This is a genomic window from Streptomyces sp. NPDC058864 (assembly GCF_042742985.1).
In the GTDB taxonomy this organism is placed as follows: domain Bacteria; phylum Actinomycetota; class Actinomycetes; order Streptomycetales; family Streptomycetaceae; genus Actinacidiphila.
The window spans coordinates 1-16,055 of the sequence record NZ_JBHYMQ010000113.1 but is presented as its reverse complement, the minus strand read 5'-3'; the positions used below and the strand labels follow the sequence as shown (position 1 = coordinate 16,055).

The window sequence follows — 16,055 nt, the reverse complement described above, 5'->3', positions numbered from 1 at the left end:
ACCCCGCCGAGCTCCCGAAAGGCGCCCCCACACTCCCCAACACCACGAACACAACCTCCGGATGATCGGCTACACCACAAGAAGGGACGCCATCCTCCACTCACCTGCGACGATGGTTACGGCAGCGAGGCATCGCCCATCGCATCGCCCGCAAGGGCATCGAATCCTCCGCACGCCTGGGTCGGCATCGCTGGAAGATTGAACGCACCATGGCCTGGCTCGCCGGATGTCGCCGTCTCCACCGCCGCTACGAACGCTCAGCCGACCACTTCCTGGCCTTCACCAGCATCGCCTGCACCCTGATCTGCTACCGCAGACTGACCAATTGAGACGACCTCTTAGTCTCGACGAATTGCGGCGTCCGGCGGAATCTGCAAAGGCGTGCGCCCAGGTCCGCTTAGAGAATCGACGGTCGCTGACGAAACTGCGGTTTGGCAGTCACCGGGTGGGTCTGCATCCAGGAGGTCGCTGCAGCGGTTGATCGCGTCAGCTGCTCTGGAGTCCAGCTGGAGATGGCTGGGGCTCGTTGAGGGTGACAAGTGTGCAGGGCTGAGTCGGGGCGAGCGCAAGTTGCGGGCGCCTGCTTCAGCGTCAGCCAGAAAATGACATGCCCATGGCGCGTACCACGACGCCGCGTTCAGCTCCCGTCTTCGGGTCAAATCCTGAACTGTGGGTGGGGTGTGGGATCCTGGAGCCGATCGTCGAGGCCTCGGAGGCGCACGCGTATGACCCCGCCAAAGCTCACAAGCATCACACCCTCTGCCGCTCGCCTCACCGAGTCGTTGCGGGATATCGGTTACGACTTTCCGACAGCTGTTGCCGACATTGTGGACAACAGTATCTCCGCAGGGGCCGAACATGTGGAAATCTTCATAGAGTTTGATGGGCCGGACTCCTATGTGCTGATTTCCGACGATGGCAGCGGAATGACCGAGGGTGTCTTGACTGAAGCGCTCCGCTATGGCTCAAGGCGAGATTATGAGCGCGTAGATCTCGGCCGTTATGGGCTGGGCCTTAAGACGGCATCGCTGTCGCAGTGCCGTGCAGTAACGGTGGCTACTCGTGCGTCGGTTAAGCTTCCGCGGTTGTACGTCCGGACCCTTGATCTCGACGTGATCGCGGATACCGACCAGTGGCTTGTCATGAGCCCCGGGCGAGAGGGCCTTCCGCAACGGGCTCTTGCGTTGCTCACCGAGGGTCCAGGTACTGCCGTGATCTGGCAGAAGCTTGATCGAGTTCTGCCCGAGAGGAGTCCTGAGGGTGGGTGGGCTCGCCGCAGACTGGAGACTATGGCGAAGCGAACTGCGGAACACCTCGGTATGGTTTTTCACCGATTCCTCGAAGGTGATGTAGCCGGACGCCGGCTGTTGATCACGGTGAATGGCGAGAAGGTTGAGCCGTGGAATCCTTTCGCTCCTGATGAGCCTGCGCGTAAAGACCTTCCCGGCCAACGTTTCGAAGTGACCGTCGGAGACATCACTGGAACTGTGCGAATGAATCGCTACGTGTTGCCCGCCAGGGAGCACTTCAGTTCACCCGAGCAATTCGAGCACCTGTCCGGTCCATTGAAGTGGAATCGCCAACAGGGTTTGTACATCTACCGGGCGGATCGCCTTGTCCAGTGGGGTGGTTGGAGCGGAATCCGAGGTATCGACGAACACACCAAGCTGGCTCGCGCATCCTTGGACTTCGACACAGACCTAGATGGTGTCTTCAACATCAATGTCGCGAAGGTTCGCGTCACCGTCCCGGTACAGCTGCGTCAGATGTTGGAGCGGCCGATCAACGAATTGTGCAGCCGGGCAGACGAGGCATACCGCAAAACTGCTCGCGGCACGGGTGCAGGGACGTCGGGTTCGCCCCTGCCCCGTCAGGTTGTATGGCGTGGGCCCGAATCCCCAGAAGCGGCTGCTATGACGGATGCTGGACTGGCACTTCGTGCCGCGTCGATGCAGGCAGGCGAGTACGCGGCCTTCCTACGGATCGTAGCGGTCCTTGAGAGGGAAGCCCCTGCGGTGGCTCAAGCCCTGGGGTTGGTCACCCAAGTCACCCAGTGACACGATCAGCACAGCTGCTGTTGTCTCTGCTCCTCGGCTTTGGACCCGACGCATAGCTCCTGCAGAGGGCATTCGGTGCACAATGGATCGACGGGGCGGCACATGCTGGCAGCGAGTTCAAGCAGTCCCAGGTGTGCCTTTCGGGCATCCGCTCCGTAGCCGATCAGGCGGGCCACGGCGAGACGTCCATCGGTCAGTTGGTTCCGCCGGTGGACGTCCTCGCCGGTTACGCGTGCAGCGACGCGAAGAACACCCTGTCGGGCGAGAACTGGCTCTTCCGAATCGGAATCGTCTTCTTCACTCACTTCCTCATCGGTAGCCGGGACGGTCAGAATGGCCAAGTCGGCCACGACTTGACTGATGCCGGCGACGCTCGCCAACAAATCATCGTCGGTGAGCAAATGAGGAGCCCCGACGAGTTCGGTCGCCACGCCGAGAAGTTGCTCGCAACGCCGCTCGCGACCAATCCATCGGGAGATCTCACGGAGTTCAGCTTCAGCCGCAAGAGTGTCGACGGGAGCCGCCCAGCGTTCCAGCAGTGGCCACAATGGGCGGGCCTGCTGAGGCGGCATTCTGTCCAGCAGGATCTCAGCAGAGATTACTTGCCAACGCGATGAGGCTGTCAGCCAAGGCAGATTGCGATGCGTGAGCCCTGTGAACCAGTCCGCGAGGGTTTCAGCGATGTGCTGCGTGGTTGGTCCGGCGGGTTGCGGTTCCTTCACGGCGGCGATGATGGCCCCACCGAGGTGCTCGCCAAGGAACGGGGGTACTGCGTTACCAATCTGACGGAATGCGGCTGATGGGGGTCCTGCAAAGCGGAACCTGTCCGGAAACGTCTGCAAGCGGGCTGCTTCGCGTACGGTCAGGGTTCGATTCTGCCGGGGATGAATGTACCAGTATCCGTCCTTGGCGATATGTGCGGTAATGGTTCTCGACAGGCCGTTCTCGTCGAGGCGCTTGTATTTATCTTGGAAGATGTCGTCCCGATAACGCTTCATCCCCTCGGGGAGGTCCGAGTACCGGGTTCCCGCGGTCATATTCTCGAATGCGACCGCGTCATCCTCTCGTACCGGCCGGGTGATGTGGTCGAAAATTTTGGATGCGTCCGTTGTGGGTACCTGCTGGCGCATCTTCTTCTGGAAGCGGGTGAGGGGCTGGGTGTAGTCCTTCCAACCCTCGGCGCCACCCTCCGGGCGCCAACCTCCTTCGACCGGAGGGAGGTCACCGATGGCATTCCACACCGTTACCTTGTCTGGGGTCTCCTCGGGCCAATTGAAGAGACACCCATCGCGAAGGGCGACCAGTATCAGTCGCTGGCGGAACTGCGGTACACCGTAGCGCCATGTGTCGACTACCCGCTCCTCCACGGCGTACCCGAGCGACTCCAACTCGTGGACCATTGTCCGCAGGATGAACATCTCTCGGTCCAGTGCCATATCCGGCACATTTTCCATCACGACCGCGGGCGGCTTCGCGAGACGGATCACCTCTAGGAAGGAGCGCCACAGGTTGCGGCGCTCGTCGTAGGGGTCACGTTGCCCCTCCCGAACGCGGTGCCGAATCTTGTAACGCCCCGCCTTGGAGAACGGCTGGCACGGTGGTCCTCCGGCGAGCAGGGTGATGCCAGCCTTTTTTACCAAGTCGGCCACGCGCTTCACTCGTTCCGCATCGCCGAGGTCCCAATCCAAGGACAACCCGCCGAAGTGATGCCGGTGCGTTTCCAGCGCCTCCCGGTCGTGGTCGGCACCTAGGACCACGCGGAAGCCGGCGGACTCCAGACCGAAACTCATACCGCCAGCCCCGGAGAACAGATCCGCCGCCAAGAGGTTTCCTTCGGCACGCAGCCGCCCAGCGTAAGCCAGAAACGCCTCAGCATCCTCGCACCCCTCGGGGTGTGGATCCAGACGGACGAACGGGCCGCGTACCAGCTTCACTGCGTATGGGCTGCGCGGCGATTCCGCGATCTCCGTCATGACGCCTCCTGAGAAAACACCAGCACAGGTTACCTTCGCTGCTTCGGACGCGGGGCGGGACCGCGCTGTGCCGCACCCTTGACGCCATCCTCGGACCTGCTGGAGGAAGGGGCATTGCGTCGCGCCATACCGCGTCAGTGCTAGCCGCGGGGCCTGGTAGGCCTAGACAGCAGGACTGGGACCGACGCTGAGCGCCTTCCTATGGACGTCCAGGGCCCGCCTTACTGGAGCAGACGTGATCTTGCCTTCGGCGGCCAACATCGTGGCCATCGTCACCGCAAGCTGCTGCTCGGGCAGCTCCACGGCCCGTGTCTGTCGGGCTCACTCGCCAAGAGCGTCCCACTCCGCGGGGTCGCTTTCCGCACTGTCGGCTCAGGCAAGAACTCCTTCAGCCAGCCTGGCTGCCCGTGGTGACCGCCGCGTGAGCACTGCGCTGGCAAGCCCCGGCGGACGATCTGTACAGCCAGACTTCTATCGAGGAGGGCGGCGGCGGGGTCGTACCCTGATCAAAAATTGCGAGGGCCTGCTCCAAGAGCAGTCTCTGCCTCCGGAGCAGGCCCGATATGCGCTGTTCTACGGCGCGAACGCGCTGAAGCCCTCTCCGATCGCGTTGTCGTAGACTTCCAGCGCCTTCCTGACCTGGGCCGCCGTGATGGTGCCGTTGGTCGCCAGCTTGGCGGCGATCGTAGTGGCGATCTGCTGCTCGGCCAGTTCCAAGGTGCGTGTCTCCCGAGCCCAGTCGGCCAGCATCTCCCACTCGCTCAGCTCGATCTGCTTGAGCCTGGAGAGCTGTTCCTCCTCTTCCTCCCGCGTGTCCAGTGTGAACTCCACGGGCTGCGCCAGCAGCTCCTCGGCCAGATCGTCCGGAACGGTCCAGGAGATGCGGGAGACCTCCTCCCAGCACTTGCTGCTCTTCGCCCACTCGGTGACGTGCTTGCCGTCCTGGATGACTATGTCCATGATCAACGGACACAGATCGTGGGTGGCTTGGACGACCGCTTCGCTCACCTTCTGCTCCCGCCAGATCCGGTCGAGGTCGATGCGCCGCCCGGTCTCCTCGCAGAGACGGGCCGCCGTGTAGGCCGTGATCAGGGCCTTGTGGCTTCCTGCGTCGTGGACCTTGGCCACCTTGTCGACCGCCTTGAAGAGGATGCCCATGGCGACCGTCCGGCGGCAGTAGTCCGCATCGATGACTGGGGGCTGCTTCTTGACTTCAGCCTGGAAGGCGGCGAAGTTCTTCTGCGCTCCTCGGCTCACCAGGTGCGGCAATCCGTTCCACGCGTTGACGAACTTGGCCAGGTCAGATTTGGCGAATCGCTGGGCGGCAGGGTTCTCGGCCTTGAACTTGCGCCGCGCGGCGATTGCTGTGTGCTTTGCTTCCTCCACCGCGTACGAGCCACGGGCCCGCTCGTAGAACCAGCGTGTCTGCGGACCGCCTGGGGTGGTGGGGGGCGCCCACAGGGTGCGGCTGATCCGTTCGAACTCGACATGGAACTTGTCGTTGGCCGAGAGGTCGACCAGCGTGACCTTGTTCTGAGTGTTCGAGTACCGCGAGATGCTCGGGACGATGTCCATTAGATCGTCCGAGCCCATCAGCGTCAGCTTCATCTGGACGCTGACACCGGCAAGATCCCTCCTGTCTCGCTTGAAGACGTGGTGGAGGGTGGCCGTCGTCTGCCCGCCGTTCACGATCTGGAGGCCAGTGAGACTGCGGATTCCGACGCGCCTGCCTTCGGCGTCCTGGACGAACTCCGCGGCGGTCGCCGTCGCCGTGATGCCGTTGTTGTAGGTCAGGAACCGTCCCGGCTCATTGAGCAGGGTGAGGCGGATACCCCGGTTGACCGTGCTACGGGCCTGTAGGAACGCGCGCACGTTTAGTTCGAGAAGACGCGTGCGGTGCTCCTCGTACAGCTCGGCGAGATGACGTCCGGGAACGATGGCGAGGGTGACGGAGAGATCAGGCTCGATGCTTTGCACAGACAGGCAGTCGATTGGCGGGTCGAACTCCACAACGATCGGCTCGCTGGCGGATCCGGACGTCTGGTGACGGTAGATCCGGGCGAGGTCCCAAAGGTGATGCTCGACGGGGAGGCCTTGGAAGTCGGTGGGCTCCGGCTGCGTGCGGGCCGTCGACTCGCAGTTGCTGAAAAGGAAGAGGCGCACCTTGGAGGCGTTGGCGAGTAGCTTCTCGACGCCCTCGCACAGTTGATGCACCTCGGTGGGCTGATCGAAGTTGCCCCGGATGCTGCCGGCCTTTTGCAGGAAGGCCTGCAGCTTTCGGAAGTGCCGTGTCACGTCGGCCTTGGTCAGCCTGTCGGTCATGGGGTCGAGGCTGAAATCGGTGGTGTAGAGGTCGAGGACCGAGCGGTCGTCGCTGTACCCGAAGCCATACACCATGACGCCGTGCCCGCTGTGGTAGGCGACAGTCATGTTGGAGACAAAGCCGGACTCTTCCAACTGCTCCAGCACCCAACGGGTGAACGTCTTGGGAATGGAGCCGTCCTCGGCTTCGGCCAAGGTCTGTATGTCGCCCGTGAGCGTACGGGCGTAGTCGGCAAGGGGCAGCTCAGCCATCAGTACCTCTGATTACTTCGGTGACCTCTTCGGTCGTGATGCGGTGCTTCTCAAGCGCGATGACGCTGATGTCGTAGGCGCAGTTGCCGACCCCGTCGGGCAGGTCGGTTTCCAGGATGCGCGGGAATCCCTTGTCGACCGTCCACAGGTCGGCGCGGCGAAGTGTGTAGCGCGGCTCATCGTAAAGGTCCCGCTGGTGCGGCAAATACCCGGACTGAATCAGGCGATTCTCCAACCGGGCGGATGCCGAGGTGAGGCTGACGGCGGTGCGGATAGCGTCCACCACCGAGTTGAGGCTCTCGCCCAGACCACCCTGGCGCTCGTCGAGAGCCAGGTGTACGAGCACCAGGCGTCCGACGCCACGACCGTCGAGTTGCCGTTCGTTGGAGATCCGGACGGTACTCGGGTTCTTCTTGGCGGTGGTTTTGACCTCGATGGCGACGGACGGGAGCTGAAAGTCCTGGTTGCTGCCCTCTGGCCCGGTCCACGCCTCGACCGCCGCATACGCGGGGAGAGCAGTGAGCAGGTGGGTGCGCAGGTAGCGCAGCTCCCCGTAGAGCCCCAGCCGGGCCTCTTTGCCCAGGCCCTGGGATCCGACACTGCGCATGAGCTGCTGCCAGTGCGCAAACCGTCGGACCGCCCGCTCGAGGACCGTCTCCGACGAGGCGTCCTTCGAGGTACGCGCGATGTCCTCTGCGAGGGGAGTAAACACCTCTCGCAGCTCACCCGCAGTCAGGGAGATCTGGAGCTCGAACTCGCGATTGCTCACCGAACTGCAGGACAGGCTCAGGCCGTGGGTCTCCCGCAGGCCGGCGAGGAGAGGGCGCGCACGGTCGACTGCCCGTGAACCACCTCTGACCAGCAGCATGCGCTGCCGTCCCGGGTGGGACACGCCTACATGGATGTCGTGCCCGCTTTCGGGGAACAGCCGCCGGGTGGAGCGTCCCCGGTTGGGCTGCGGTGTCTCCAGCTCCTGCCACAGTGTTTCGTCGATCATGCGTCCTCGGCCCCGTCCTCGGAGCTGAGGTCGTCCGAGTCGTCCTTCCACCAGGGAGCATTCACGACGTACTCGGTCGCGGTGTGGGTCTGGGAGAAGGGGAAGCTGGCTGCGAATCCGATCAGTGGTATGTCGGGGATCGCCTTCGGCGGCGGCTCCATCATGTAGATAAGCAGGTGAGCTTGGTCGGGGCGGCGCTGCCAGCGAAGCGGTTCACCCGTCGGCAGGGTGGGTGCGAGCGGTTCGCCGTTGCGGTTCTTCCGCCCTGCAGCGGCCTTCTTCGTCGCTTCCCAAGCGGCTTCGTATTGCTCCGAGTCGAGATCGAGCGACTCGTCCTTGGGATTCAGGATTCGCTTGATGGTGTGCTTCGTGGGGTCCGGGCGGGCGGTCTTGGAGGCTGCTCGGGTGACCGCGCCCAAAGTGTGTCCCGCGAGGTGGACGGGCATATCCGCTCCCTGGCGGGAGACGACCCGGACGGTCCACCGGCCGAGCTCCCCAGCCTTGGCGCATTCCTGGATGTAGGCAGAGATGGCGTCCGGCCGGATCCGGTTCGCCTCCGGGGCAGACTTGTAGGGGTCGAAAAACCCGGACGCCACCACGTTTGCGGGGATGTCCGACCACACGAGGCTGCCGGTCTTCGGGTCGACCTTCGGTGAAGCCTGCTCTAGGAGCATGCCGACGAATGTCTGCAGGCTGTCGAAGTTGTGCTTCGGCTTCCCGTTGGTGAGAGGGAAGATGGTTGTCTCGGCGAGTTCGCCAGAAAAGCTGAGCCGTACCCGCGTGCCCTGACGCATCTTGTTGGCGGCTGTGATGCTCAGGCCCAGAGAGGAGGTGCGCACCTTGAGACCGAATTCACGAGGGGTGAAGCCGATCGCCGCCATTTCCTCGATGTCCCGCCGGAGTTCGTCGGTAGCGGCGGTGATTTCCTCGTAGGCAGCCACCAACTGTGCCGTCGTGTAGAGCCGGCACAAGTCCTCGTAGCCGGGGCGGTAGCCGAACCAGCGGCCCATCTGCAGCAGGGTGTCGTAGGTCTTTGCGAATCGCAGGTAGTAGCTCACCGAAAGACCCTCGAGGGTGAGGCCACGCGACAGTTTCTGCCCGCCGACAGCGATGACGTACATGCCTGTGTGCCGGTTCGAGTAGTAGTCGAGTACGTCCTTGGCCACCCCGTTGATGGCCTTGACCTCGAGTTTTTGGATCGCGGGGAGAACTTCGGCGGCGATTTGCTCCCAGGACAGCCGTTCGGCCTCTTCCGCGGTGAAGAACGCGGTGGTGGGCTCGAAGTCCTCCTCCCACACAACCCGCAGTTCGTTCATGTGCTCACGGGACGAGTCCCCGTAGCGATCCCTGAGACCGTTCCGGAGCAGCCTCACGTAGTCGTCGATCTGGTCCCGGACCTGCCCCTGCACCTTGGTGAAGCGGGTAACGTGCACCAGCATCGAGTTGTGGACATCCACCTGCCCCCGCGCGCGGCGCGCGGCGCAGGTCAGCACGAAGGAATGGATGGCGCGCTGCAACGAATCGGGCAGCTCAGCAGTCACTGTGAAGCCGGACTTGTGCTTGTCGGGAACCCAGTTCTCGGTGTCGTCGACATGGTGCACCAGCGGCAGCGGGTCGATGTCCTCTTCTTCTGCGTAGGCACGCAGACCGAAGAGGCGCTCTGGGCCGAGGTAGTTCGACGGTGCCCGAAGCGTACGGATAAAGCTCTCGGGGAACAGGTCGCCGCCGAGGCTGTCGTGGTCAGCGTCCGGGTCGATATAGATGTTCGCGTAGGGCGTCGCGGTGTAGCCCACGTAGGACGACTTGTCGAAACTGGTGAGCAGCTTGCGGATAGCGGCGTTGATACTCGTGGGGTCAGCACCGTCGCCGGCCGTGTTGACGGACGCATTGTCGGCCTCGTCGTCGACGACGAAGAGCGGGATGTCCTGCACTATCTTGCGGCCCGTCTTGGGGTCCTCGACGCCGTGGACCTCCGTGACCCAGGTACGCAGGTAGTCGATGATCCTCGGATGCTTCTTGACTACGAGAACTACCGGGAAGTTGCCGATCGGCAGATTCGCCTTGGAGGCGGTCTTCCGGTCGAAGTCGCCCTTCTCGGTGCTGTTGGTCAGCGACGCGATGTGAAGACGGGGCTCACCGGCCATGGCACCGACGCCGATGTAACGGTCGGCGCCCTCTTGGTCGGACCGGATCTGGTACTGGGTGTCGAAACCTAGCAAGCCCTCGTCGATGCGGAGTTGGGTCTGAGCACGTAGGTCGTTGAGGACACCGGCGAAGACGACGATCAGCCGATATCCGGCGTCGGCAGCTTTTGCCGCCAGACCGATGAACTGGCCAGTCTTCCCGGACTGTACCTGGCCGATCACCAGCCCCATCCGACGCCAAGGGCCGGGCCGGTGCGGATCCTCCAGCTCTCCGAGAACCTCGTCTGTCGTCCGGTCGATGCTGTTAACCACCTGGAGTGGCATGCCCCGCGAATGCTTCAGAAACCGTTCGTACCGAGTCCAGAAGGGCCACGAACGGTCGTTCTTGGCATCGGGCAGCCACCGGACGTGGTCCCTGCTGTTACTCAGCCCCGTTGAACTCTCCTGAAAGACGATAGTGCGGGACTCGACCAGCTTGCGTAGATCGGCGAGCTCTACCGTCGCGCCGTTGAGGCCCGCGACCATCTTGGCCGTCTCAACAGCCTTGGTCACCTCGTCCGAAGTGGCTTGCCGGTCTTCCGGCAGAAACTGAATGGCCACCTTCAGCGCAAAGGACAGATCCTTGCTGGCTGCCGGATCCACGGATGCCTCCCCCTGGAGATATGCAACTTGATGGTCGGGAACAGGAAGGTACGCCCCACCCCGGGTGATTGATCACCTGTTCCAGAACCCATCCAGTTGATCGAATGGTTGCGTTGTGCGGATGACCTGTCGTGCCTCATCCGGAGAGCGGCCTTGGGCGAGGATTACATCGAACATGTGCTGCGCGACTTTGATCGCCTCCTCGTTGGCCTTCCCCGGACCACCGAAGGGCTCAGGATCGTCTGCTGTGTCGGTCTCGTGCAGCACGCGCAGCGCTGGCACGGGTACGGTCTCCTCCAACAGCCGTAGCAGCGCCCGGATAGTCGCCGGATCGCCGCCGCCCTCCCGTAGTACCGCTTCGACCATGGGGTGCTTCCGGTTGATCCGGCAGTGGACCATGTTCTCGTCCCGCCGTACGTTCCAGGCGAATGACAGATTCTCTGCGCGCTGCCGTGCCGCTATCTGACCCCGGTTGCGAACGGTCTCGGCTGCCGACGACCGGACCGCGCGCGCTATACGCTGGAGATGCTGGCGCAGTGCGACCGGCGGCACCACGGTCGCCTTCCGGACGTCGACCTGCCACTGGGCGTCGGTCTCCGCCGGAATGTCGACGGCGATGCGGGCCAGGTTGTACTTCTCCTCGCGCCGGAGCCCGCGTATGCCCAGCCAACTCCCGGCGAGGATCAGTCGGTTCCGGCGGTACACGTAGAAGCCCTGCTGCCGCAGCCACCCCTTGGGTCCTCCGGCACGTTCTGCCTCGACACGGGTCAGCCGCTGCAGCCCGGGCAGGATGTATGGCTCGACCCTGACCTTGTGCCCTTCGAGCGGCAGGTTCTCCACTGGGTGGTGCAGTACCGACGGGTGGCTGGACAGGAAAGGGTCCCACGGCTCGACGGCCAAGCCCGTGACCCGCAACGTCAATGCGGCCGAGCCGGTGAGGAACCGGGCGAAGACGAGGCCGAGGTGGCCGCGGACCTTCTCGGCCTCGTCGTAGAACTGCTGTTGGGTCCTGCGGTCGGCTGCGGTGATCTCCCGGTACCCGGCGAGCCGGTGCCACATGACGATGGTGCCGACGGACCGTCCGGCGGTGAGCCGTGCCAAGGCCTTCTCGGCCTCGGCCGGCGGCTGGCGGAGCAACCGCCACTCGCCGGTCTGTTCGACTACGTCCAAGTCCCACGTCCGTGAGCGCCAGGGACCGTCGGCCTCCGCGGTGCAGACCGTCAGCAGACGGCACTGGGAGAAGGAGGCCGACTTCAGCCCCACTCCGTATCGGCCCAGATCCTTGGACGTGCGGTCTGTCGCTGACCAGCGCGCCGCGACGGTCATCGCGGTGACCAAGGCTTCCTCCGACATGCCATGACCATCGTCGACCACGGCGACCCATGAGGAGCGCCCGTCCCAGGTGAACTCGACGTCGATCGTGCCTGCCTTGGCCGAGACGCTGTTATCCACCAAGTCCGCGACAGCGTCCGGGAGTGAGTAGCCCAGTGAACTCAGGGAGGCCACCATCCCAACGGGCTCTGGAGGCGCGAGATCGTACGCCATGTGCTACTTGGTCCTGCCCTTCCGGTCCAAGACAGTTGGAAAATGAAGATATCCCCTCGTGGCCGGTCAGTCCGCTTCTGTGTGCAAGGAGAACCTGGGGCGAGGGGACGTGCATGGGCGCTCCCTGCCTACGCATGGCGTTGTTGAAGGAGCGACTAACCATCATGTCGGGAACATGCGGGGACGTCCATACTGGTCAACTGGATGTTTGGCTGACAGGTGAGGTTGCTCGGCTTGTGGGGCCAGCATGACCATGACGGTTTCGAACTCGGTGGGGCCTGCCGGCCAAGAGAGGCCTGCCTCCGGCGGCGGTGGGTCCCCTCGATCCAGGTCACGATCGCGATGCGGAGTTCTTGAGGTTGCCCACGTCCGGTGAGTCGTTGACGTTCTTCGGCAGCAGATTGAAGAGCGACTCCATGGCCGCTTTGTCGCCCGCTGCCCCGACCCGTTGGGCACACCCAAGGGGGCGCTCGTCACGCGGATGATCCGACCGTCTCGTGATGGAGACCGCACGGCATCGGCCCCGACGCTAGGTCCCAACTGACCCGGGGTCTGCCACTACTTTGGACAGCGCAATGCCCCGGTCGCAGTCAGCTAAGGTCCGCCACCCGCTGTGGGATTTCGGTGAGACGCTGGCCCGCCAACCGCATGTTCAGCCAGGTCCGCAGGTCGGCCACCGCGGTCTCCCTAATCGGAGCCGGGACGTCGACAGGAGCTGCTGTGGACGAGGCGGGTGACCAGGTGGGCGATGAGGCGTTCACCGCCTCGATGGAGAAGCGGTTCAAGAAGGTTTTCGGTATCGCTCCCAGCCCCGAAGAGGTGCGTAGCTGGCGGCTTGGCTGGCCAGCCCTGGTAGCCGCCCTCTGTGCTGCAGGGTTGCGTGCCGTTAACGTGCTGCTGAACTACTCGGTGCCCGCCACTGGGGAGCGGGTGGATGCCCTTCTAGTGGGCACGATGGCCGACGGACGCCTGTGTGTCGTTGCGATCGAGCTGAAGCATGGGAGTTAAGGTGGAGTTCCACCCGACCCGCTCGGGCGTGCTGCGCACCGGCCAGCGGATCGTCCAACATCCCGTTCGGCAGGTTGGTAGCAACGTGCACTACCTGCGTGAGTGGGTGAGCCGCGATGACTTCCCCCTGACCGTTCGTGGGGCGGTCGTCCGCCACGATGCCGCCCCTGGCCTGATCGTCGAACTCCGCGCTCGGGCTGCCAGCGGCCCGGCGGGCGGCTACCCGCTGCTGGGACGTGACAACCTCACTCCCACACCGACTGCTAGCGATCTGGCCGAGCGCCTCGGCTGCGCCGACCCGGCCGCTAGCAGCTCGGACGATGTGGAGCGTCTCCTCCAAGCCGAGCACCGCCCATCGCCCGCGTCTGGCACGGGCTGGACAGGTCATCGACGGCCACGACGCATTCGCCCTCACCGGCGACCAGGATCTGACCCGGCAGGAAGTGCCAGGTGACAGTGCGTGACGCTCCGAAAGACGGTAACTTCCTGCGGTTCGCAACTGACGATCTTCGGGTCGCGTCCAAGGAGGAGCTGGTGGAAAGTCGAGCTACGTCGGGCCCGTTCACGCCTGTCCTGCGGGTGCTGGCGTGCGTTTTGGGCGCCGCGTCCTTCGGGACAGGGGTGCTCGCGGTTTTCGTAACGGAGAACGGGACCGGAACGGCGGTGTTGCTGATATTTGGCGGCGTGCTCCTCGTGTTCGGTCTGCTGGGCAATCGCGTCGAGAGCTTCGAATTCGGCGGGGCCGCACTCAGGCTTCGTGCTGCCGCAGCGGAGAGATTCGCGCTCGCAGAAGAGTCAGAGCAGCATGGGAACACAGTGGAGGCAGACCAATTGCGCCTGGAAGCTCAGGCGTTGCTGCAGGCGGCCGGGCCCATTGCGGCGGACTACCGGTCGGTCCGTGCTTCGATGAGCCCTGGTCGGGAGCGTACGCGTGCCATGGAGGAGGTCATGGACCGGGCCCGTCGGCTCGCTGCGGATCAGGACTTCGAGCCGGGCCAAGTCCTGTGCTGGCTTCAGGAGGGAAGTGACGAGGAGCGCATCACCGCGCTGGCAATGATGCAGGCCAGGCGGGAGCTGCGGAACTTCGATGCCGCACTTGGAACCATCGAGGGCTCGCGCAGCCCGTTCGAGGAGTACCACGCGCTGCGGCTCGCCGAGAAGATGGCCGAGGACCTCGACGCGGCGCAGTTGCAGCGGCTCGCGGAAGTTATCAGGGCCGGACAGAGGACGCGCCTCGTCCGAGGTACCGATCGGTGGCGACTTGGTGAAGACATCCTCCGGCGCGTAGACGCACGTCTGGACGCCCGGTGAGTGCGGGAGGTCTTGGAGCTTACGAAAACGTCCGTTATGAGGGCCTCTGACCTGCTGTAGAGCGGTCGGCCCCTGTCGGCACTACTTACCCCTGAGCGCCCCGATGGTCTCAGGCCACCGGGGCGGCATCAGCCCCGTCTCTACAGTCAGCAAGTGATGTCAACGTGTCCAGTTGATCTTGCCGATCACGATGTGACCGGTAGCTCTCTCGCGCGGTACCGCGCCTGGGCGCGTATCTGCTTGAGGCGTGCGTGGAACTGGTTGTGCTGATTCTGGTCGAGGTTGAGTGGGAGATCGAGCCGTGTGATCAGATCGGACTCTGCAGTCCACGGCTCAGGGTGCTCCACCCAGCACACGCGGGCGTGCTTCGCCATCCACTGACTCAACGTGGCCTCGCCGGCCTTGCCGAACGTCATGCGCGTGCCGCTTCCGACACGTCGCAATTCGAATCCCAGCAAGCAGCCCAGTGTGAGCCGTAGCGTCGAACCTGCTGCGTTGCCTCGGAAGTGATACCGCACCCGTGTACGAAGATTCTGGGTACTTCGCCGCGTCGCCATGTGTCGCGGGGCGATACCCACGTAGAGCAGTTGTCCCGCAGGTAGCCCCGAGTACGGGGACTCATCGAAGTGCCAGCCGTACACGCCCGGGGCAGCAGGTATGGGACTGGGCCGGATCAGGACCTCATCCGCGGACCACAGCCGCTTCGGTCGGGCAAGCACAGCAGCGTCCATGGAAGCCCCCCAGGCACGGATCTCTTGTGATGCCAAGACTCTAGGCGGTGGGACGGGCACCTCGGTCCCGCCTCAGGCGAGTACTGGACCAGCACCGTGACGTTCGTGGATGCGCTTCACCTGCTTGATCCAGAACTCGAACCTCTCGTTCTTGGACGCACTCATGGGCAGTAGCTGGAGCTCCTTGGCCAGCTGATAGAAGCCCGGGCCCGCGTCATTGGCGTCCAAGTAGTTCACCAGAGCCGAGAGCATGAGAGGAGGGTCGGAGGGGATGCTCTCCTGATCCCGTTCCACGATCAGACCAAGTAGATGTCCCATAGCGGCTCGTTCGTCAGCACGTTCGAAATCGAAGGGCCGGCAGCGGGTTCGCCGCGCCAGCGTAACGCTGAGCTCTGTGTACGAGGTGAGCTTGCCGAGCTTCGCCCGCTCGACAAGAAACTCCTGTCCGGCACTCACCAGCAGGTCCCACTCGCTCTCCTCGCGGCCGTATCCATCCACCTGTCCCCCTCTGGACGATTTGGCTCTCTGAGCGGCAACGTATAGTGCCAGCGGAGTGCCCACAACCGCTCGATGGATAGATGGCTGCCTTGTAAGCCTGGTGGTCAGGGTCTCGAGGGTGTGCAGGTCAGAGCGGCGGCGAAGAGACCCCAGCTCAGGCGGCGATCTCGGCCGCGGCTAACCGTCGTTGACCGTGGCTGACCGCCCGATGTGGCACGGCTGTGGCACGTGCAACTGGAAACGGCGCTGTAGCGTCATGCCAGATCATGAGCCAAACCAAGGTGCGGTCGTATACGTGGATTCCCTGGGTCAGCGCGCCCGTCTTCGGGATGTTCGCGGGCTACGGAGCCTGGCTGCTGGCCTTCAGCGCGCGGGCGTACTGCGATGCCGGGATGGAGGCCGGCGACAGGTTCGGGTTTTGGTACGTCGAGCTGCCCGAGCACATAGTGGGTTACGGCCTGTGTGCGCTCGTACGCACGGGGTTGCGTCCTTGGAAGTGGTGTACGGGTTCCCCACCTGATCCGGGTGTTTGTCCCGGCGTCGGAGTGAGTGCCCGGATATAGAGACGGCCACCG

Annotated in this window: 10 protein-coding genes and 1 pseudogene; 4 read left to right on the top strand and 7 right to left on the bottom strand. The window is 63.9% G+C overall.

The annotated features are described in order from the left end of the window. Window positions 1-329, top strand: a pseudogene (locus ACFW3D_RS40375) (transposase); the annotation flags it as partial. Window positions 330-725: 396 nt separating this feature from the next. Then, window positions 726-2,057 carry an ATP-binding protein gene (locus ACFW3D_RS40370; RefSeq protein ID WP_500513312.1) on the top strand — a complete coding sequence of 444 codons (1,332 nt, stop codon included), beginning with the start codon at window positions 726-728 and terminating at the stop codon, window positions 2,055-2,057. Between the two features lie 5 nt (window positions 2,058-2,062). Here ACFW3D_RS40370 and dcm read toward each other — a convergent pair whose 3' ends face one another. The 5 genes from dcm to ACFW3D_RS40345 form a co-directional block, all read right to left on the bottom strand. Then, on the bottom strand, window positions 2,063-4,030 hold the full coding sequence (gene dcm / locus ACFW3D_RS40365; protein ID WP_500513310.1) for a DNA (cytosine-5-)-methyltransferase: 1,968 nt from the start codon (window positions 4,028-4,030) through the stop codon (window positions 2,063-2,065). A 573-nt stretch (window positions 4,031-4,603) separates the two neighbouring features. Further along, complete coding sequence (locus ACFW3D_RS40360; protein WP_500513308.1) at window positions 4,604-6,604, bottom strand: AIPR family protein; 2,001 nt, start codon at window positions 6,602-6,604, stop codon at window positions 4,604-4,606. Further along, on the bottom strand, window positions 6,597-7,601 hold the full coding sequence (locus tag ACFW3D_RS40355; protein WP_500513306.1) for a PD-(D/E)XK motif protein: 1,005 nt from the start codon (window positions 7,599-7,601) through the stop codon (window positions 6,597-6,599). Before ACFW3D_RS40355 ends, ACFW3D_RS40360 begins: the two co-directional genes overlap by 8 nt. Then, entirely contained in the window at window positions 7,598-10,387 is a 2,790-nt protein-coding gene (locus tag ACFW3D_RS40350) for a Z1 domain-containing protein (RefSeq protein WP_500513304.1), read from the bottom strand. Before ACFW3D_RS40350 ends, ACFW3D_RS40355 begins: the two co-directional genes overlap by 4 nt. Before the next feature lie 72 nt (window positions 10,388-10,459). Further along, window positions 10,460-11,932, bottom strand: coding sequence for an ATP-binding protein (locus ACFW3D_RS40345; RefSeq protein WP_500513302.1), 1,473 nt, complete (start codon window positions 11,930-11,932; stop codon window positions 10,460-10,462). 720 nt (window positions 11,933-12,652) lie between these two features. On the opposite strand from ACFW3D_RS40345, the gene ACFW3D_RS40340 reads away from it, so the two are divergent. Further along, complete coding sequence (locus tag ACFW3D_RS40340; protein ID WP_500513300.1) at window positions 12,653-12,940, top strand: hypothetical protein; 288 nt, start codon at window positions 12,653-12,655, stop codon at window positions 12,938-12,940. 450 nt (window positions 12,941-13,390) lie between these two features. Further along, window positions 13,391-14,251 carry a hypothetical protein gene (locus tag ACFW3D_RS40335; protein ID WP_500513298.1) on the top strand — a complete coding sequence of 287 codons (861 nt, stop codon included), beginning with the start codon at window positions 13,391-13,393 and terminating at the stop codon, window positions 14,249-14,251. A 185-nt stretch (window positions 14,252-14,436) separates the two neighbouring features. Here the strand turns inward: ACFW3D_RS40335 and ACFW3D_RS40330 are convergent, their stop codons facing one another. Next, entirely contained in the window at window positions 14,437-14,982 is a 546-nt protein-coding gene (locus tag ACFW3D_RS40330; protein ID WP_500513296.1) for a GIY-YIG nuclease family protein, read from the bottom strand. A gap of 72 nt (window positions 14,983-15,054) precedes the next feature. Then, a complete protein-coding gene (locus tag ACFW3D_RS40325; RefSeq protein WP_500513294.1) occupies window positions 15,055-15,480 on the bottom strand; it encodes a hypothetical protein in 426 nt (141 codons plus the stop codon). Between the last annotated feature and the right edge of the window lie 575 nt (window positions 15,481-16,055).